The organism is Flavobacterium sp. Sr18 (genome assembly GCF_011064265.1).
Taxonomy (GTDB): domain Bacteria; phylum Bacteroidota; class Bacteroidia; order Flavobacteriales; family Flavobacteriaceae; genus Flavobacterium; species Flavobacterium petrolei.
Window position 1 is genome coordinate 2,523,449 of sequence record NZ_CP049329.1, and the last position, 20,533, is coordinate 2,543,981.

Annotated in this window: 17 protein-coding genes and 1 riboswitch; of the genes, 16 read left to right on the plus strand and 1 reads right to left on the minus strand. The window is 36.2% G+C overall.

Features of this window, described 5'->3' with window-relative positions; all coding sequences use genetic code 11:
- Positions 1–43 precede the first annotated feature (43 nt).
- From G7A72_RS11125 to metF, 8 genes are all read left to right on the plus strand, one after another.
- A complete protein-coding gene (locus G7A72_RS11125) occupies positions 44–1,288 on the plus strand; it encodes a sulfate adenylyltransferase subunit 1 (RefSeq protein ID WP_165152533.1) in 1,245 nt (414 codons plus the stop codon).
- Positions 1,289–1,317: 29 nt separating this feature from the next.
- Complete coding sequence (locus G7A72_RS11130; RefSeq protein WP_165152535.1) at positions 1,318–3,408, plus strand: nitrite/sulfite reductase; 2,091 nt, start codon at positions 1,318–1,320, stop codon at positions 3,406–3,408.
- Positions 3,401–4,174 carry a uroporphyrinogen-III C-methyltransferase gene (gene cobA, locus G7A72_RS11135; protein WP_165152537.1) on the plus strand — a complete coding sequence of 258 codons (774 nt, stop codon included), beginning with the start codon at positions 3,401–3,403 and terminating at the stop codon, positions 4,172–4,174. The genes G7A72_RS11130 and cobA overlap by 8 nt, the downstream gene beginning before the upstream one ends.
- A 2-nt stretch (positions 4,175–4,176) precedes the next feature.
- Positions 4,177–4,767 carry a bifunctional precorrin-2 dehydrogenase/sirohydrochlorin ferrochelatase gene (locus G7A72_RS11140; RefSeq protein WP_165152538.1) on the plus strand — a complete coding sequence of 197 codons (591 nt, stop codon included), beginning with the start codon at positions 4,177–4,179 and terminating at the stop codon, positions 4,765–4,767.
- A 110-nt stretch (positions 4,768–4,877) separates the two neighbouring features.
- Positions 4,878–5,930 carry an NAD(P)/FAD-dependent oxidoreductase gene (locus G7A72_RS11145; protein ID WP_165152539.1) on the plus strand — a complete coding sequence of 351 codons (1,053 nt, stop codon included), beginning with the start codon at positions 4,878–4,880 and terminating at the stop codon, positions 5,928–5,930.
- A 92-nt stretch (positions 5,931–6,022) separates the two neighbouring features.
- Positions 6,023–6,141, plus strand: a riboswitch (SAM riboswitch).
- A gap of 333 nt (positions 6,142–6,474) precedes the next feature.
- The gene (locus G7A72_RS11150) at positions 6,475–7,476 is read left to right on the plus strand and encodes a homocysteine S-methyltransferase family protein (RefSeq protein WP_165152540.1); all 1,002 of its coding nucleotides are present in this window, start codon (positions 6,475–6,477) and stop codon (positions 7,474–7,476) included.
- Between the two features lie 173 nt (positions 7,477–7,649).
- Complete coding sequence (gene metH, locus G7A72_RS11155) at positions 7,650–10,328, plus strand: methionine synthase (protein WP_165152542.1); 2,679 nt, start codon at positions 7,650–7,652, stop codon at positions 10,326–10,328.
- A 95-nt stretch (positions 10,329–10,423) separates the two neighbouring features.
- Positions 10,424–11,380, plus strand: coding sequence for a methylenetetrahydrofolate reductase [NAD(P)H] (gene metF, locus G7A72_RS11160; RefSeq protein ID WP_165152543.1), 957 nt, complete (start codon positions 10,424–10,426; stop codon positions 11,378–11,380).
- Positions 11,381–11,448: 68 nt separating this feature from the next.
- Here the strand turns inward: metF and gldA are convergent, their stop codons facing one another.
- On the minus strand, positions 11,449–12,345 hold the full coding sequence (gene gldA, locus G7A72_RS11165; protein WP_165152544.1) for a gliding motility-associated ABC transporter ATP-binding subunit GldA: 897 nt from the start codon (positions 12,343–12,345) through the stop codon (positions 11,449–11,451).
- A 148-nt stretch (positions 12,346–12,493) separates the two neighbouring features.
- Here gldA and G7A72_RS11170 point away from each other — a divergent pair, with 148 nt between their 5' ends.
- The 8 genes from G7A72_RS11170 (at position 12,494) to G7A72_RS11205 (ending at position 20,443) form a co-directional block, all read left to right on the plus strand.
- Positions 12,494–13,747 carry a dicarboxylate/amino acid:cation symporter gene (locus G7A72_RS11170; protein ID WP_165152545.1) on the plus strand — a complete coding sequence of 418 codons (1,254 nt, stop codon included), beginning with the start codon at positions 12,494–12,496 and terminating at the stop codon, positions 13,745–13,747.
- A 390-nt stretch (positions 13,748–14,137) separates the two neighbouring features.
- Complete coding sequence (locus G7A72_RS11175) at positions 14,138–14,965, plus strand: prephenate dehydratase (RefSeq protein ID WP_113664364.1); 828 nt, start codon at positions 14,138–14,140, stop codon at positions 14,963–14,965.
- Positions 14,966–15,016: 51 nt separating this feature from the next.
- On the plus strand, positions 15,017–16,162 hold the full coding sequence (locus G7A72_RS11180) for a pyridoxal phosphate-dependent aminotransferase (RefSeq protein ID WP_165152546.1): 1,146 nt from the start codon (positions 15,017–15,019) through the stop codon (positions 16,160–16,162).
- Positions 16,163–16,346: 184 nt separating this feature from the next.
- Positions 16,347–17,204 (plus strand): prephenate dehydrogenase, encoded by an 858-nt coding sequence (locus G7A72_RS11185; protein ID WP_165153741.1) that lies wholly within the window; start codon positions 16,347–16,349, stop codon positions 17,202–17,204.
- 82 nt (positions 17,205–17,286) lie between these two features.
- Entirely contained in the window at positions 17,287–18,369 is a 1,083-nt protein-coding gene (locus G7A72_RS11190) for a bifunctional 3-deoxy-7-phosphoheptulonate synthase/chorismate mutase type II (protein ID WP_165152547.1), read from the plus strand.
- 268 nt (positions 18,370–18,637) lie between these two features.
- A complete protein-coding gene (gene rsgA, locus G7A72_RS11195) occupies positions 18,638–19,615 on the plus strand; it encodes a ribosome small subunit-dependent GTPase A (RefSeq protein WP_091173304.1) in 978 nt (325 codons plus the stop codon).
- Between the two features lie 47 nt (positions 19,616–19,662).
- Positions 19,663–20,115: a D-aminoacyl-tRNA deacylase gene (dtd, locus tag G7A72_RS11200; protein WP_091173308.1), complete on the plus strand. Its 453-nt coding sequence runs from the start codon at positions 19,663–19,665 to the stop codon at positions 20,113–20,115.
- 1 nt (position 20,116) lies between these two features.
- A complete protein-coding gene (locus G7A72_RS11205) occupies positions 20,117–20,443 on the plus strand; it encodes a nucleotide pyrophosphohydrolase (protein WP_091173312.1) in 327 nt (108 codons plus the stop codon).
- Positions 20,444–20,533: the final 90 nt, after the last annotated feature.

Here is a 20,533-nt window from a genome sequence, read left to right on the forward strand (position 1 = left end):
TTCCCTTCGGGGAGGGTCGGGGAGGGGAAAATATAACGGTAATATGGAAGTTTTAAAAATAGCAACAGCAGGAAGTGTAGATGACGGAAAGAGTACCTTAATCGGGAGATTATTATACGATACAAAATCATTGACTACAGATAAAATTGAAGCAATAGAAAAAAGCAGCAAGCAAAAAGGATACGATTATTTAGATTTTTCTTTGGCTACCGATGGTTTGGTTGCGGAGAGAGAACAAGGAATCACGATTGATGTGGCGCATATTTATTTTTCGACAGCCAAGAAAAGTTACATAATTGCCGATACTCCGGGTCACGTAGAATACACACGTAACATGGTTACGGGAGCTTCGACTTCGCAAGTTTCGATCATTTTGATTGATGCTCGTAAAGGCGTTATTGAGCAAACGTACAGACACTTTTTTATCAATAATTTGTTGAGAGTAAAAGAAGTGATTGTTGCGGTAAACAAAATGGATTTGGTTGATTATTCGGAAGAAGTTTACAACAAAATCAAAGCTGATTTTCAGGCATTGAACAGCAAAAGTTCATTCAAAGAGCAAAACGTAAGTTATATTCCGTTGAGTGCTATTAACGGAGGAAACGTTGCGGATAAATCAGAGAACATGCCTTGGTACACTGGACAAACGGTTTTGGAACATTTAGAAGCGTTAGAGCCAGAAGATGTTTTTGAAACAGGAAAAGCACGTTTCCCGGTTCAAACGGTTATCCGACCAAAAACGGAAGAATATCATGATTTTAGAGGGTATGCCGGAAAATTATACGGGAACAATATCAAAGTGGGCGATGCGGTAACAGTTCTTCCTTCTTTGACAGAATCTAAAGTGACCAATATTCACTTTTTTGATCAGCAATTTGATGAAGCGACAGCAGGTTCTTCGATTACTTTGGAACTGGGAAATGATATCAATGTGACAAGAGGCGACATGATTGTAAAATCGGATGAGTTGCCTAAAATCGAAAAAGACATCAATACAACGATTTGTTGGATGGACAGTAAAAAGTTAGTTGCTGGTACAAAATATTTGGTACAACACAATACTAACAGAGTTTTGGCAAAAATTGAAAGCGTGAAAAACGTAATCGCCACAGATTATTCTGGGGTAACGCCAGCGACTCAATTGAGCATTAATGAAATAGGCGAAGTAAATATTAAATTAAGCAAAGCTTTGTATTTTGATGCCTACAATGACAACAAATCAAACGGCGCTTTTATTTTAATAGACGTTGCTACTAATACCACAGCTGGAGTTGGATTTATAAACTAAATCTAACTTTTACCAAAAACAACACACAGATGGAAAGTTTTAGAACCGAAATAGAAGACCCGATTGTCCAAAAAGACATTATCGATTTAGAAAGAAAAATTGCTTTATTCCGTGATGGAAAAATTGATGATGAGCGTTTCCGTAGCCTTCGTTTAGCGAGAGGAGTGTATGGTCAGCGTCAGGAAGGCGTACAAATGATTCGTATCAAATTGCCTTTTGGTAAAGTGACCGGCGAACAACTGACTCGTATTACCAAAGTTTCCGATGAATATTCTACCGGACGTTTGCACATAACAACGCGTCAGGATATCCAGATTCACTATGTGAGTTTGGACAGAACACCACAACTTTGGGCTGAATTAGAAAAAGATGATGTTACACTTCGTGAAGCTTGTGGAAACACAGTAAGAAATATTACGGCCAGCGAAACAGCAGGAATTGATTCAGAAGAACCTTTTGATGTGTCGCCTTATGCGCATGCTATGTTTCAGTTTTTCTTAAGAAATCCGGTTTGTCAGGAAATGGGACGTAAATTCAAAATTTCATTTTCTTCTTCGGATAAAGATACGGCCTTGAGTTATTTACATGATTTAGGATTTATTCCAAGAATTGTAAATGGCGAAAGAGGATTTAAAGTAATGTTAGGTGGAGGATTAGGTTCTCAGCCACATCACGCCGAATTATTGTCAGAGTTTATTCCTGTAAATGAAATTATTCCAACAACAGAAGGTGTTTTGAGAATTTTTGATCGCTATGGCGAAAGAGCAAAACGTTTGAAAGCTCGTATGAAATTCTTAATCAAAGATATTGGTAGAGATGAATTTTTAAAATTGGTTGATGAAGAGAAAAAAGCATTGTCTCACCAAACAGTTGAAATAGATACAACAGCTTTTGATGGTGCAATTCCAGCTCCTTTATTGGAAGTTCCAAAAGTAGCAATCGAAGACACTGCTGCTTTCGAAGCTTGGAAAAAATCAAATGTAATTGCGCAAAAACAAGCGGGTTATGTAGCGATTGGAATCAAAGTTTTATTGGGTGATTTTTATACCGATAAAGCGAGAGCTTTGGCAGAATTAATCAAAAATTATGCAGCGAATGAATTGCGTTTTTCTTTGAGACAAGACATATTAATCCGTCACGTAAAAGAAGAAAATTTACCTTTTTTCTACCAAGAATTAGCCAAATTAGATTTTGTAGCTCTTGGTTACAATACTATTTCAGATATTACGGCTTGTCCGGGAACAGATACGTGTAATTTAGGAATTGCCAGCAGTACTGGAATCGCAGTAGAACTGGAAAGAGTTTTAGAAACAGAATATCCACAATACAGCAACAATAAGGAGATCACGATTAAAATCAGTGGTTGTATGAATGCTTGTGGACAACACAATATGGCCGAAATTGGTTTCCAGGGAATGTCTATCAATTCCGGGAAATTAGTGGCGCCAGCATTACAAGTTTTATTAGGAGGGGGAAATTTAGGAAACGGAAACGGAAGATTTTCGGATAAAGTAATCAAAATTCCAAGTAGGAGAGGACCTGATGCATTGCGTTTCATTTTAAATGATTTTGAAGCGAATGGAAACGGACAATCATTCTTGAATTATTATGATGCCAAAGGTGAGAAATACTTCTACGAATTTTTGAAACCATTAGCTGATTTGACTAATCTTACCGAAGCTGATTTTGTAGATTGGGGAAATGCTGATAATTACGTGAAAGCAGTGGGAGTTGGAGAATGCGCTGGTGTTGTAATTGATTTAGTGGCTACATTATTATTGGAAGCCAAAGATAAATTAACTTTTGCACAGGAAGCATTTGATGATGCAAAATGGGCTGATGCAATTTATTTGGCATACGCAGGATTCGTAAATGGAGCCAAAGCTTTATTATTGGCTGAAAACCAAAAAACAAATCACCAAGCTGGAATCATCGATTTGTTTGATACAGTTTTCTTAGCAACGAATATCATTCAATTGAAATCATCATTAAGAGATTTAGTATACCAAATCAATCAGAATGAACCTTCTGCTGAATTTGCACAAAATTACATTCAAGATGCAATTGTCTTTTTTGAAGCAATTGAATCGTACAGAGAAAAAGACTTAGCCGATGCTTAAAAAGATACAACCAATAGTAACGCTAGTGGGTGCGGGTCCAGGTGATCCGGATTTACTGACAATCAAAGGGGCAAAGGCACTGGCTGAGGCCAATGTCGTTTTGTATGACGCTTTGGCAAACGAAGAAATTTTAAGTTATGCTCCTAAAAAAGCAATTAAAATATTCGTTGGAAAAAGAAAAGGCTGTCATGAATACACGCAAGACCAAATCAACCAATTAATTGTAGATAACGCGCTTACCTACGGACATGTGGTTCGATTAAAAGGTGGTGATCCATTTATTTTTGGTCGTGGGGGTGAGGAAATAGACTTTGTAGAAAGTTTTGGGATACCTACATTTGTAGTGCCTGGAATTTCATCGTCGATTGCTGTTCCTGCTTATCAAGGGATTTCGTTGACCAAAAGAGGTGTTTCGGAAAGTTTTTGGGTAATTACAGGTACAACGTCTGATAGAAAATTGTCAAATGATGTGGCTTTAGCAGCGCAATCATCGGCAACTGTTGTGATTTTGATGGGGATGAGCAAACTGTCTCAGATTATTGATTTGTTCCAAAAAGAATCTAAAGGCGAAACTCCAGTTGCGATTATTCAAAACGGAACTACTGCTCAGGAGAAAATTGGTGTTGGAACAATTAATACAATTCAACAGGTTGTCACTGAGAATAAATTAAGTTCGCCTGCCATAATTGTCATTGGAGAAGTAGTAAAAGAAAGTAATAAATTGAAAGGATTTTACGAAGAATTCATATCAAAAGAAATAAAGTAGCATTGGAACGGAACGAATTATATCCTATTTTTTTAAAATTACACAACCTCAACGTACTTATTGTGGGTGGCGGAAATGTGGGTTTAGAAAAATTATCTTTCATGTTGAAATCAAGTCCAAACGCCAATGTTGAGGTGGTGGCGCCAAAGTTTTTACCAGAACTGGAAAGCCTCGCTGCAAAACATCCTTCGGTACAATTGACGTATAGAAAATTCAATCGATGGATGCTTCGCAAACGCAACATGGTTATTGCTTGTACGGATGATTTGAAAGTGAATAAAAGGATTTATGATTTATCCAGAAAAAGATATTTGATTTGCAATATTGCGGATACACCGCCATTATGTGATTATTATTTGGGCGGAATTGTGACCAAAGGAAATGTAAAAATCGCAATTTCAACCAATGGAAAATCACCAACAACTGCCAAAAGATTACGGGAGTTTTTTGAAGAAATCATTCCGGACGATATTAATAAAATGGTTGAAAATCTAAATGAATATCGCAAAACCCTAAAAGGGAATTTTGAAGAAAAAGTTCAAAAAATGAATGAAATCACCGAGTCGTTGAAGAATAAAGAACCAAGAGAATAGCATAAAGAACAAAAAATCCGACTGATATTTATCATTTAAAGTAATAAAAATCAATCGTTCATTTGCAATTAAATAGTTAAGCACAATTACATTACATAAATAATAAAAAAATGATTAAAACAGATATACTTATAATAGGAGCGGGACCTACGGGTTTATTTGCAGTTTTTGAAGCAGGATTGTTAAAATTAAAATGTCATATTTTGGATGCTTTGCCACAAGCGGGCGGACAATTATCTGAATTATATCCTAAAAAACCTATTTATGATATTCCAGGATTTCCTGAAGTATTAGCGGGAGATTTAGTAGATAATCTAATGGAGCAAATCAAGCAATTCGAACCGGGATTTACCCTTGGTGAACGTGCTGAAACCATTGAAAAGCAAGAAGACGGAACTTTTATTGTAACTTCTAATAAAGGAAAAAAATTCCATGCACCTGTAGTAGCTATTGCGGGTGGATTAGGAAGTTTTGAACCAAGAAAACCATTAATCGAAGATATCGAATTTTATGAAGATAAAGGAATTAAATACTTTATCAAAAATCCAGAGAAATTCAGAGATAAAAAAGTTGTAATCGCTGGAGGAGGAGATTCAGCTTTGGACTGGAGTATTTTCTTGTCGAATGTAGCTTCTGAAGTGACTTTGATTCACCGTAGAAACGAATTCAGGGGTGCTTTAGATTCTGTAGAAAAAGTACAGGAATTGAAAAATTCCGGTAAAATAAAAATGATTACCCCTGGAGAAGTAGTAGGTTTAAAAGGAGCTGAGCATCTTGAGGCAGTAGTAGTCGAAGAAAATGGCGCACAACGCACCATCGAAACCGATTATTTTATTCCGCTTTTTGGTCTTACGCCAAAGTTAGGTCCTATCGGCGACTGGGGATTAGAAATCGAAAAGAACGCCATCAAAGTAAACAACGCTTTAGATTACCAAACCAATATTCCAGGAATTTTTGCCATTGGTGACGTTAATACCTATCCTGGAAAATTAAAATTGATTCTTTGTGGTTTCCACGAAGCAACATTAATGTGTCAGGCAGCCTACCAAATTATCAATCCAGGTAAGAGATATGTATTGAAATACACTACAGTTTCCGGTGTTGACGGATTCGACGGAACTCGTAAAGAAGCTCCAAAAGCCGTGGTGAAAGCAATAGTTTAACAACTTAGCCCAAACTAGTTAAAAAATTAAGCGCTAATACTTGCAAGTATTAGCGCTTTGTCTTTACTTTGCACTGTTCCTATATTTATTGAAAGTTATCACGAAAGGCGGAGGGAAAGACCCAATGAAACCTTAGCAACCCTTTATCTTTAAAGAAGGTGCTACATTCTACTTTGTACTGAACAGTTTCAGTATCTAAGATAGATAACACACGAATACTCACTTAGTATTTCTCAAACCTTTTCTTGACAACATATATTTTTTTAGCCTGCTGAATTAATTTCAGTATCAGGAGCGAACAATTGGCGTTTTTTTGCCAATACCGTTCCCGCTTTCCGTTGCAATCTTTCTCGTCCTGAACTTGTTTCAGGATCCTGAAACAAGTTCAGGACGAGAAAGGATTTTCACTGCAAACAAAGTTCACTGAACTCCTATGAGAATAGAAATTAAGTGAAGTAATCGGGGCTAAAGAGCTTAAATAGTGAACTTTTGTAATTAATAATAAGCGCTTAATACTTAGTGTTTTGCGAGAATAAAACAAAAGATGTCAACAATTCAAGAAGCCATTAAAAAAAACATACTCGTACTCGATGGAGCTATGGGAACCATGTTGCAACGTTACAATTTTTCCGAAGAAGATTTTCGAGGCGAACGTTTCAAAGATTTTCCACATTCCTTAAAAGGAAATAACGATTTATTGTCACTGACACAACCCCAAGCGATTCGTGCTGTTCACGCAGCTTATTTTGAAGCTGGAGCAGATATCGTTGAAACCAATACTTTTTCTGGAACCACTATCGGAATGGCCGATTACCATCTCGAAGATTTGGTATATGAACTCAACTATGAATCAGCACGAATTGCTCGTGAAGTAGCTGATGAATTTACAGCCAAAAATCCGGACAAACCTCGTTTTGTTGCGGGTTCAATAGGACCAACAAACAGAACGGCAAGCATGTCGCCAGATGTAAACGATCCGGGTTACAGAGCCGTAACTTTCGATGATTTGCGTATTGCTTACAAACAACAAGTAGAAGCCTTAATTGACGGAGGAAGTGATTTACTTTTAGTAGAAACTATTTTCGACACGTTAAATGCAAAGGCCGCACTTTTCGCCATCGAAGAAGTCAAAGACGAACGTAATATCGATATTCCAATCATGGTTTCAGGAACAATTACAGATGCATCAGGAAGAACACTTTCCGGTCAAACTGTAGAAGCTTTTTTGGTTTCGGTTTCTCACATTCCATTGCTAAGTGTTGGTTTCAATTGTGCCTTGGGAGCTGATTTGCTGAAACCCTATTTGCAAACGTTGTCACAAAATACTTCATTCAATGTTTCGGCGCATCCTAATGCAGGATTGCCAAACGCTTTTGGAGAGTATGATGAAACACCAGAGCAAATGCAAGCTTTCATCAAAGAATATTTAGACGATAATTTAGTCAATATCATAGGCGGTTGTTGCGGAACAACGCCAGAACATATTAAGTTAATTGCTGATATCGCTAAGGAGTACAAGCCCAGAGTTTCGACAGCGACGATGTAACCAAGAATGCCCGCGTGAGGGATAGCAGTGAAAAGCCCACAGTCTCGTCTTTTCGGACGAGACGAGGACTTGCAACGAATAGCCCGACCCTTTTTGGGTCACGCCCAAAATAATAATAAGATATACGAAACCTGAACGTTTGCTGAAATCGTGAAGGATCAAACAAAATAAAAATGGCACAAGCAGAAACTAGAAGAAACCTTGTTTTATCGGGATTAGAGCCTTTAATCATTACGCCGGAAAGCGTATTTGTGAATATTGGTGAACGTACAAATGTAACAGGTTCTAGAAAATTCCTTCGATTAATCAAGGAAGAAAAATACGAAGAAGCACTCAGTATTGCCAAAGAGCAAGTGGAAGGTGGCGCGCAAATCATCGATATTAATATGGATGAAGGAATGCTCGATGGCGAATATGCCATGACAAAATTCCTGAATTTGATTGCTGCAGAACCTGATATTTCCAGAGTTCCAATCATGATTGACAGCTCGAAATGGGATATCATCGAAGCGGGTTTAAAAGTGGTGCAAGGAAAGAGTGTTGTGAATTCTATTTCTTTAAAAGAAGGGGAAGAACAATTCATCCATCATGCTAAATTGATTAAGCGCTACGGAGCTGCTGCTATTATAATGGCATTTGATGAAACTGGACAAGCTGATAATTACGAACGTAGAGTTGAAATTTGCCAACGTTCGTATGATATTTTGGTAAACAAAGTTGGTTTTCCTCCGCAAGACATCATTTTCGATTTAAACATATTTCCAGTGGCAACAGGAATGGAAGAACACCGCTTGAATGCGTTGGATTTCTTTAGAGGAACCAAATGGGTTAGAGAAAATCTTCCTCATGCGCACATTAGCGGTGGCGTGAGTAATGTTTCGTTTTCGTTTAGAGGAAATGACACGGTTCGGGAAGCGATGCACTCAGTGTTTTTGTACCATGCGATTCAGCATGGTATGACTATGGGAATCGTGAATCCTGAAATGCTTTCTATCTACGACGAAATTCCAAAAGATTTGTTAGAACGTGTTGAGGATGTAATTTTAAACAGACGCGATGATGCAACGGAACGTTTGTTGGACTTTGCAGAAAATGTAAAGGGAGACGTAAAGAGTAATGAAAAAGCAGTTCAGGAATGGCGTTCGGGAACTATTCAGGAACGATTGACGCACTCGTTAGTAAAAGGCGTTGATGAATTTATAGAAATAGATGTTGAAGAAGCTAGACTTGCAGCAACAAAACCTATCGAAGTAATCGAAATCAACTTAATGGCAGGAATGAATGTTGTTGGGGATTTATTTGGTTCGGGAAAAATGTTTTTGCCACAAGTGGTGAAATCTGCTCGTGTAATGAAGAAAGCGGTAGCTTATTTATTGCCGTTTATTGAAGCCGAAAAAGATGGTGTTTCGAGTTTTGCAGGCCGTATCTTAATGGCTACTGTAAAAGGAGATGTGCACGATATTGGAAAAAATATTGTTTCAGTTGTTTTGGCTTGTAACAATTATGAAATCATCGATTTAGGTGTCATGGTCGCTCCCGAGAAAATCATCGCTGCCGCAATAGAGCACAACGTTGATATTATTGGTTTGAGCGGATTGATAACACCTTCGCTTGACGAAATGGTTTATTTGGCTAAAGAATTAGACAAAAGAAATATAAAAATTCCGGTGATGATTGGTGGAGCAACGACTTCACGAGCGCACACTGCCGTGAAAATTGCTCCACAATATAAATCGACTGTAATTCACGTAAATGATGCTTCAAGAGCCGTAACGGTTGCTGGAAATTTATTGAATAGTGAAAAGAAAATTTATGCAAGTGACATCAGAGCAGAATATGATGCTTTTAGAGAAACATTTTTAAATCGTTCACGCGACAAAAATTTCTTGACAATTGAGCAAGCTCGTGTTAATAAACTTAAATTAGATTGGGAAAACTACAATCCAATGAAACCTAATTTTATTGGAACAAAAACTATCGAAGTTGATTTGGATGTTTTGGTTCCGTACATTGATTGGACACCGTTTTTTAGAACCTGGGAATTGTTCGGGAAATATCCAGCGATTCTTACTGACAATGTTGTAGGGGAACAAGCTACTTCAGTTTTTGCGGATGCAAAGGAAATGTTGGAAGTTATTTTGAAAGAAAAGAAATTGACTGCCAAAGGAATTTACGGAATCTTTCCTGCAAATCAAGTAAATGATGATGATATTGAATTGAGCGATGAAAGTGGAACTGTATTAGAGAAATTCTTGACTCTGCGTCAGCAATCACAAAAAACCAAAGGTGCTCCAAATATTGCACTGTCGGATTTTATTGCTCCGAAAGACTGTGGTAAAACGGATTATATGGGTGCGTTTTGTGTAACGACCGGTTTTGGTGTGGATGAATGGGCGGCTGAATTCGAAAAAGATTTAGACGATTATAATTCGATTATGGTGAAAGCATTGGCGGATCGTTTTGCAGAAGCTTTTGCCGAATACCTTCACGAAAAAATCCGAAAGGAAATTTGGGGATACGCTGCTGATGAAAATTTATCTACTGAGGCTATGATTGAAGAGGTTTATAAAGGAATTCGCCCAGCACCGGGTTATCCGGCTTGTCCTGACCATTTAGAAAAGCCAACGATTTGGAAATTACTAAATGTAGAACAAGAAATAGGAGTGACTTTAACGGAAAGTATGGCGATGTGGCCGGCTTCATCGGTTTCTGGATATTATTTTGGAAACCCAGAAAGTAAGTATTTTGGACTTGGAAAAATAAAAGAAGACCAAGTTATTGATTACGCCAAAAGAAGAAGCGTTTCGACCGAAGTGGCTACGAAATGGTTGAACCCGAATATTGCGGATTAGAAATAGTTTAAAGTTGAAATTTTGTTTAAAGTTTAAAGTTTAAAGTTATTCGAGAGAACCTTAAACCTTAAACCTTAAACTTCAAACTAAAGAAAATGAAAGTAACACAACATATAGAAGCTGCAAAAGGAGAAACGTTGTTCTCCTTCGAAATTATTCCGCCTCAAAAAGGGAAAAGCATTCAGGAATTATACGATAATATTGATCCGTTGATGGAGTTCAAACCGCCATTTATAGATGTAACCACTTCTCGCGAAGAGTTTATTTATGTCGATAAAGGGAATGGATTATTGGAAAAAAAACTGACCAGAATGCGTCCTGGAACTCTTGGAATTTGTGCTTCAATCAAGCATAAATATAATGTGGATACAGTTCCTCATGTGCTTTGCGGTGGTTTTACCAAAGAAGAAACCGAATATTTATTAGTCGATTGTCATTATCTGGGAATTGATAATGTGATGGCTTTGCGTGGCGATGCGATGAAGGACGAACAGTCTTTTGTTCCTAAATTAGGAGGGAATGATTTTGCAGTTGATTTGGTCAAACAAATTAACCAATTGAATTGCGGAAAGTACCTGCATGACGTGATGGATGTTGATAACAAAGCTAATTTTTGTATTGGTGTTGCGGGATATCCGGAGAAACATTTAGAATCTCCCTCTTTAATTTCAGATTTGAAAAGACTGAAAGAAAAAGTGGATGCAGGAGCTGATTATGTGGTGACACAAATGTTTTTTGACAATGCAAAATACTTTGAATTTGTATCCAAAGCCAGAGAAATGGGAATTACAGTTCCTATTATTCCAGGAATTAAACCAATTGCGGTACAAAGACATTTGCAAGTATTGCCACAAATTTTCCGAATCGATTTGCCGGAAGATTTAATTCATGCAGTTGATCAATGTAAGAATAATGCAGATATCAGACAAGTAGGAATTGAATGGGCGATTCAACAATCTTTAGAATTGAAAGCTGCCGGAGTTCCAGTTTTACACTATTATTCAATGGGAAAATCAGAAAATATTAAACAAATTGCGAGTAAGATTTTTTAATTTTTAATCGTATTTCATAAAAAAAGCTCGTTTAAAATTGGATTTAAACGAGCTTTTTTAGTTGTAAACTACTTCGTAATCTCTCTAAATACTGCCTCCAAATTTTTATTTTTCTGATTCAGTTGAAGTGTTTTCAATCCATTGGCATTAGCAAAATCAAAAACTGCAGGGCGCATGTCTTTGTCCGCTTTGAAAGTTAATTCCCAAATCATGTCATGCGTGTTTTTAAAAGAGACAAGATTTTCGATTTTAGCAATTAATTGTTCCTCTATTTTATAATCAAATTCTACTTCGATAACTTGCTCCTTGTCTTCAGAAATTAAATTGTCTAGTTTTTTGTCAGTAACAATTTTACCGTTATTGATGATAATAACGCGGTCGCAAATGGCTTCGACTTCCTGCATAATGTGTGTGGAAAGGAAAACAGTTTTGTCTTTTCCCACGTTCTTAATCACATTACGAATTTCCATTAGTTGATTCGGGTCTAAACCGGTAGTTGGTTCATCCAAAATCAAAACATCTGGATTGTGCAACAAAGCGTTGGCAAGACCTACGCGCTGGCGGTATCCTTTAGATAATTGCCCTATTTTTTTATGACTTTCGGTACTTAAACCGGTCAGTTGAATTACTTCTTCGATTCTGGATTTGGCTACTTTATAGACATCAGCATTAAAAGCCAAATATTCCCTCACATACAAATCCAAATACAACGGATTGTGTTCCGGAAGGTAGCCAATAGAAAGTTGCACTGCTTTCTGTTGAGTGTTTACATCATTTCCATTTACAATTGCAGTCCCTTCATCGGCATTGATGTAGGTTGTCAATATCTTCATTAAAGTTGATTTTCCGGCTCCATTTGGACCTAAAAAACCAACGATTTCTCCTTTTTTTATAGAAAATGAAATGTTATCCAATGCTTTTTGGGCACCGTAACTTTTTGATATGTTATTTACTTCTATTGACATGGAATTTTATTTGTTGCAAAAGTAAACAGAAAAAACATTGATTTATTGTTTTTTGTAGCTCAATAGCTAAAAAGACCTAAGTCAAAGTTTTACAAAGCGGGATGATATTCTATTTTAGATTTATATATTTACCCTAAACTATATAAATATGAATTTGAAAAATACACAGTCGGGCAGTTTCTTGAAAAATTACAAAAGTATTTTATTGCTACTTGGCGGAATTCTGGCAGGTAGCATTTTGGGTTTAGTTTTTGGAAAAGGCGTAGAGGTGATTAAGCCTTTGGGCGATATATTTCTGAATTTATTGTTTACAGCAATTATCCCGTTGATTTTTTTTACGATCGCTTCTTCGATTGCTAATTTAGAAAAATCAGAGAAACTAGGAAAATTGTTTGTCATTGTCATTGGCGTATTTTTAAGTACAGTACTGATTTCTGCTATTTTGATGCTAGTTGGTGTGTTGTTATTTCCCATTCAGCAAGATATTATCATTTCTAAAATCCCATTAGAAACTATTCAGGAAAGCACCACAGGTTCACAAATTACCCAGTTGCTTACAGCGGGAGATTTTTATGAGCTACTTTCTCGAAAAAGCATGTTGGCGCTCATCATATTCTCGTTTTTAATAGGATTTGCCAGTTTGCAATCGGGCGAAAAAGGGAAAGATTTTAGTAGATTCTTGAATTCAGGCAATGAAGTGATGAAACAATTGTTACACATTATTATGAAGACGGCTCCAATAGGATTGGGTGCTTATTTTGCGTATCAGGTTGGGATATTTGGACCGCAATTATTTGGCGCTTACGCAAAACCTTTGGGACTTTATTATGCAGTTTGCGCTTTTTACTTTGTCGTGTTTTTTAGTTTGTACGCTTTTATAGCTGGAGGAAAATTAGGATTTAAAGTATTTTGGAAAAACAATATTACGCCTTCCTTAACAGCATTGGGAACCTGCAGCAGCATTGCGACAATTCCTGCCAATCTGGAAGGTGCTGAAAAAATGAATATTCCGACTCACATCAGGAATGTAGTTATTCCACTGGGAGCACCGTTGCATAAAGACGGATCGAGTATGTCGTCAATTATAAAAATTGCAGTAATTTTTGCCATGTTTGGTAAAGACTTCACAGACCCCAGTACCTTATTGACGGCATTGGGAATTACAGTTATTGTTTCGGTAGTTGAAGGCGGAATTCCAAATGGAGGTTATATAGGAGAAATTCTGGCGATAACCGTTTATGGATTTCCTATGGAGCAGGCTTTGCCAGCCGCAATGATTGTGGGAACCTTGGTTGATCCAATGGCGACGCTGCTGAATGCAAATGGTGATTTAGTATCGGCAATGATGGTAACTCGAATTTCGGAAGGGAAAAAATGGCTTACTGAAAAATTAGTGGCGTAATTTAGGTTTGTTTTTAAGGGTGAAATTCAGGAAAAAGAATATTTCAATTGCTGAAAATTATAAAGACACGCTGATTAAAAAATATTTTAAAAGCCTTTTTTTAATTATTACATAATTAATAACCAGTTTTTTAGCGAATCTCTTTTTTGTTCAATAAAAGAAGCTTTTTTTTTGGGTTAGCTGGAAATTATGTATACATTCGCAGAGTAATTAATACAAAAAAGCAACAAGATGTTGAGTAACCGATTTTATTTTAGCAATTCTTATTATTTCTTCTGGAAAGTAGAAAGGGATTGTTGTATGGTTATTTGATTATGAAATTAAATTGATACTATAAATATACAATCCCGATGAAAATCGGGATTTTTTTTTGCTTAAAAAGATGTAAAAATGAATGAAATAATTGGAATACAAGGGATAACGGGTTCTTTTCACCATCAGGTGGCTCAAGAATATTTCAGTCAGGCAGTTGCTGTCGATGAATGTTTGTCTTTTGAAGAATTAGTGGATAACCTGCTTTCAGGCAAATCAGATCAGGCAGTTATGGCGATAGAAAATTCTATTGCAGGCCCAATTATTCCGAATTATGCATTGATTGACAAAAATAATTTGCACATAATAGGAGAACATTATTTAAGAATTCATCAAAATTTAATGGCTTTAAAAGGTCAAAAAATAGAGGATATTCAAGAAGTACATTCGCATCCTATGGCTATTTTACAATGTATGGAATTCCTGAAAAAATACCCAAACATAAAATTAGTCGAAGACAAAGATACTGCTGAAACGGCACGTAGAATTCAGGAAAAACAGTTGAAAGGAATTGCTGCAATCGCCAGTAAAACCGCTTCGGAAATGTATGATTTAGAGATTTTAGCTCCTGAAATTCAAACGATTAAAAACAATATGACTCGTTTTGTGATTATCAAAAAGGACAATTCTTTTGTCCCGGAAAACGAAATAAACAGAGCGTCCATTAAATTCGAATTGGATCACAAACGTGGCAGTTTGGCTGCAGTACTAAATGTAATGAGCGATTGTAAATTGAATTTAACCAAAATTCAGTCGTTACCAAAAATAGAAACACCTTGGAAATATTCGTTTTTTGTGGATGTTACTTTCGAGAAATACGAAGATTATGCAAAAGCAAAGTCATTATTGATCATTATGGCGGAGTATTTCAAAGTGTTAGGCGAATATAAAAACACAAAATTATAATTAGTCGAAAGCTACAAAGTTACAAAGTCAAAAGAATCTTAAAATTTAAACATGATTACTACAGCGAAACGTCTCGATATAATTGAAGAATATTATTTCTCATCAAAATTGAGAGAAGTAAGACAACTGGCTTCTGAAGGGAAACCAATTATTAATATGGGAATTGGAAGTCCGGATTTACAACCGTCACAAGCAGTAATTGATGCAGTAGTTCTGGCAATGCAAGATGAAAATGCGCATCAATACCAAAGTTATCAAGGATTACCAGAATTGCGTCAAGGCATGGCTGATTTTTACAAAAATAATTACGGAGTTGCGTTGAATCCGGCTAACGAAATCTTGCCTTTGATGGGTTCCAAAGAGGGAATTATGCATATTTCGCTGGCTTTCTTGAATGAAGGTGATCAGGTACTGATTCCAAATCCAGGATATCCAACATACACTTCGGTGACTAATTTAGTAGGAGCAGTTCCAGTTTATTATGATTTAAAAGAAAATAATAATTGGGAACCGGATTTTGAAGCTTTGGAAAAACTGGATCTATCGAAAGTTAAAATAATGTGGATTGGTTATCCGCACATGCCAACAGGAGCAAGAGGAAGTTTGGAATTGTTTGAAAAGTTGGTGGCTTTCGCCAAGAAACATAATATTTTGTTGGTTAATGATAATCCGTACAGTTTTGTTTTGAATGACAATCCAATGAGTTTATTGCAAGTGGAAGGCGCAAAAGATGTGGTTTTAGAATTGAATTCTTTGAGCAAGACTTTCAACATGGCGGGCTGGAGAGTGGGAATGCTTCTGGGAAATGTAGCTTGTATCGATGCAGTTCTAAAAGTGAAAAGCAACATGGATAGCGGAATGTTTTACGGGATTCAAAAGGGAGCAATTGCAGCTTTGAAAAGTGACAAAACTTGGTTTGAATCGATGAATGCGATTTATAAAAAACGCAGAATTCTTACCGAACAACTGGCAGAAAAATTAGGCTGTAAAGTGTATAAAGAAGGTGTTGGATTATTTGTTTGGGCAAAATTGCCGGATGGAATTACATCAGCAGAGAAATTCATTGATGAAATTTTATATGATAAATCCATTTTCATTACGCCGGGAACCATTTTTGGCTCTAATGGAGAAGGATACATACGATTTGCACTTTGTGTAAAAGAAGAAAAAGTACAAGAAGCGATAAATAGATTTTAGATTGCTGATTAACGATTTTAGATTTCAGATTTTCTTGCAAGGTTTTCAAAACCTTGTAACTAACAAATAAAAATTCTAAAAAAACGAGAAACCCTAGCCCTGATAGCAGTGGAAATCCTTTTACTTTTTCTTTAAAAGTAAAAGATTGAAACGAATAGCAGGATTAGCTACAAAAAAACAAGAAATGAAAGTATTTGTAATAGGAATTGGATTAATAGGCGGTTCGATGGCATTGGACATTAAAACGCTGCATCCGGAGGCCAAAATTTATGGGATTGATACTAACGAAAGTCATTTGGCGGAAGCCATAACTTTAGGAGTTGTGGATGCTGGTGCCACATTTGAAGATTTAGCCGATGCTGATTTTGTAATCGTTTCGGTTCCTGTTGATGTAGCGCTGGTTGTTTTGCCAAAAGTATTAGATGTTATTGGCGATAATAGTATCGTTTTTGAAGTGGGTTCTACCAAAATTCCTATTTGTGAAGTAGTTGCTAGCCATCCTAAAAGGAGAAATTTTATAGCAACACATCCTATTGCAGGAACGGAGTTTTCTGGACCTTCGGCAGCGATAAAAGGATTGTTTCAAGGGAAGACAAATATTATTTGTGAGGTGGAAAAAACTACTTTCAAATTACAAGAAAAAGCGTTGGATTTATTTAAGGCAATGGGGATGAGAATTCGTTATATGGATCCGAAATCACACGATAAACACATTGCTTACGTGTCGCATTTGTCGCATATCAGTGCCTTTATGCTGGGAAAAACGGTAATTAATAAAGAGAAAGACGAGCAGGATATTTTTGATATGGCAGGTTCCGGTTTTGAAAGTACGGTTCGTTTGGCCAAAAGTTCCCCAGCGATGTGGACGCCAATTTTTAAACAAAACAGGAAACAGGTTGTAAAAACATTGGACGAATACATTTCGAATTTATCAAAGTTTAAAGAATTATTAGAAAAGGAAGATTACGATGCGATTTATAATGAAATGCAAAGTGTCAACAAAATAAAAGAAATATTAAACGGAATGAATATTAAAAAATAATCAGTGTTCATCCTCAAACTTCAGGAGAAATTTACAATTAAATAGAACAACACAAAAACTAAAAAAAATAAAATTAGAAAAGATGGAAAACAAGAAAGAAATGAGAAATTGGTTGAATGAATTCAATTTGACTCATCCATTTGTGATCGCAGGACCTTGTAGTGCTGAAACAGAAGAACAAGTATTGAAAATTGCACATGAATTGAAAGATTCAGATGTAAGTGTTTTTAGAGCAGGAATTTGGAAACCAAGAACACGTCCGGGAGGATTTGAAGGTATTGGTGAAATTGGATTGAAATGGTTGAAAAAAGCTAAAGAACAAACCGGATTGCTAATGGGAACGGAAGTGGCAAATGCGGCTCACGTAAAATTAGCTTTGGAATATGATATTGATGTATTGTGGATTGGTGCAAGAACTACCGTAAATCCTTTTGCAATGCAGGAAATTGCAGATGCTTTAGTAGGAACTAAAAAAATCGTATTGGTTAAGAATCCGGTGAATCCAGATTTGTCTTTATGGTTGGGCGGCGTTGAGCGCTTGTACAATGCTGGAATTGAAAAATTAGGGGTAATTCATAGAGGTTTTTCAACTTACGAAAAAACAAAATACAGAAACATTCCAGAATGGCAGATTGCTATTGAATTGCAAAATAAATTCCCAGATTTACCTTTAATAATTGACCCGTCTCATATTACAGGAGACCGCAAAATGATTCTTGAAGTGACTCAACAAGCTTTAGATTTGAATTATGACGGTATGATTATCGAAACACATTACGATCCAGACAATGCATGGAGTGATGCTGCGCAGCAAGTGACTCCGGATGCTTTGAAACAAATTTTTATTGATTTGAAGGTAAGAAAAGTAAACGATGTATCGGATGCATTTACTCAAAAAATGGCTAAATTAAGAGCTAATATCGATGTTTTGGATGCTACGTTGTTAGAGCTTTTGGGTAAAAGAATGAAAGTAGCAGATGAAATAGGTCAAGTGAAAAAAGACGCGAACGTTGCTGTATTGCAAAACAATCGCTGGAATGAAATCCTTGGAAAAATGATTTTGGATGGTGAGAAAAAAGGATTGACGGAAGAATTTGTACTAAAAATGTTCAAAGCAATACACCAAGAAAGTATTGGGCACCAAGAAAAAGTGTTGAACGCATAAAATGATTTAAGATTGAGGATTAACGATTTCTGATTTTTGATTTCGTGAGCCATTAATTTAGATTTTTATAAAAATTCCTGCCGCTTTTGTAAAAAAAAAGTTGTGGGGATTTTTTATTTTTAATTGTATGTAAAGTTGTTCAAAGTGAAAAACTTCAAACTTTATCCCGAAGCTTCGGGATAAACCTAAAACAAAGAATTATCTTTGCAAAGTCTTAGATTTTAAATTAGAAATCTAAAATCGTTAATATTCAATCAAATAATCCTAAATGACAGGACTCGTATATAAATCTACAGGAAGTTGGTACACCGTAAAATCTGAACAAGGTGATTTTATAGAATGCCGTATGAAAGGGAAATTCCGAATTAAAGGAATCAAAAGTACCAATCCTATTGCTGTGGGTGACATTGTTGATTATGAACTAGAAGAATCATCTGATACCGTTACTGGAACCATTCATAAAATTCATGACAGGAAGAATTATATTGTTCGGAAATCTGTCAATTTATCGCATCAAATGCATATTATTGCGTCTAATATTGATAGGGTTTTCTTGTTAGTCACCATTAATAATCCTCCAACGACTTTTAATTTTATTGACCGTTTTCTGGTTACTGCCGAAGCATACGGAATTGAAACGATACTGGTTTTTAATAAAATAGATACTTTTGATGATGCCACGCTAGACGAGCAATTGTATATGCAGCATGTGTATCAAGAAATAGGGTACAAATGTCTTCGCGTTTCTTCGACTGAAATGAAAGGGATCGAGGAGTTGAAAGCAATGATGATTGGCAAAGTGAGCATGTTTTCCGGGCATTCCGGTGTGGGGAAATCAACATTGGTAAATGCAATGGAGCCTTCTTTGCATTTAAAAACAAAAACAATTTCAGAAGCAAGTAAACAAGGACAACATACGACTACTTTTGCCGAAATGTACGATTTGTCTTTTGATGCTAAAATTATTGATACGCCTGGTATCAAAGGTTTTGGAATTGTAGACATGGAAAAAGAAGAAATCAGTGGTTATTTCCCAGAGTTTTTCAAATTGAAAGAGCAATGTAAATTCAATAATTGTCTGCACAAAGACGAACCGCATTGCGCCATCAAAGCTGCTTTAGAAAAAGATGAAATTGCTTGGTCCCGTTATAGAAGTTACCTGAAAATTCTGGAAGGAGATGATGAAAATTACCGTACTGATATTCATAATGAAGACCGGATAATAAGCGATAAAACAAGGGAATAGTTCTGAATTGTGAATGTTGATTAAAAAGCCCTAATTCCTAAATCTGAATGAAAGTAGTTCTCCAAAGAGTTTCTTCCGCCTCCGTAACCATCGATACTGAGATTGTAGCCGATATCCAAAAAGGATTATTGGTTTTAGTTGGTGTTGAAGATGCCGATACCCAGGAAGATATAGATTGGTTGGTTAATAAGATTACTAACATTCGCATTTTTGGCGACGAAAATGACGTGATGAATTTATCCGTCAAAGATATTGACGGTGATATCATTGTAGTAAGTCAATTTACATTGCATGCTTCTACTAAAAAAGGCAACCGTCCTTCCTATATCAAGGCTTCAAAACCACAAGTTTCCATTCCATTGTATGAGAGTTTTGTAAAAAAAATAGAAATAGATTTAGGAAAAAAAGTGCAAACTGGTGTTTTTGGTGCGGATATGAAAGTACTTTTATTAAATGATGGACCGGTAACGATAGTAATTAACAGTAAAAATAGAGAATAAAATGAACCTAAAAAATTCCCAATTAGACGTAGATACTTGGATTAAAGAACACGGCGTTCGTTATTTTAACGAACTAACCAATATGGCGCAACTTACCGAAGAAGTAGGTGAAGTGGCGCGAATCATTGCACGACGTTATGGAGAGCAATCCGAAAAAGAAAGCGATAAAAATAAAGACCTTGGCGAAGAATTAGCCGATGTAGTCTTTGTGGTATTGTGTTTGGCAAACCAAACCGGAATCGATTTACAAGCCGCTTTCGATAAAAAAATGGATTTGAAATCCTTTAGAGACAAAGACCGTCACAAAAACAACGAAAAACTCAAATAATTTGTGAAGTATAAATTATGAATTATAAATGTGGAGTGGTAAATTGCGAACTTGAATTATATCACTGATAATTCATAATTCACAACTCAT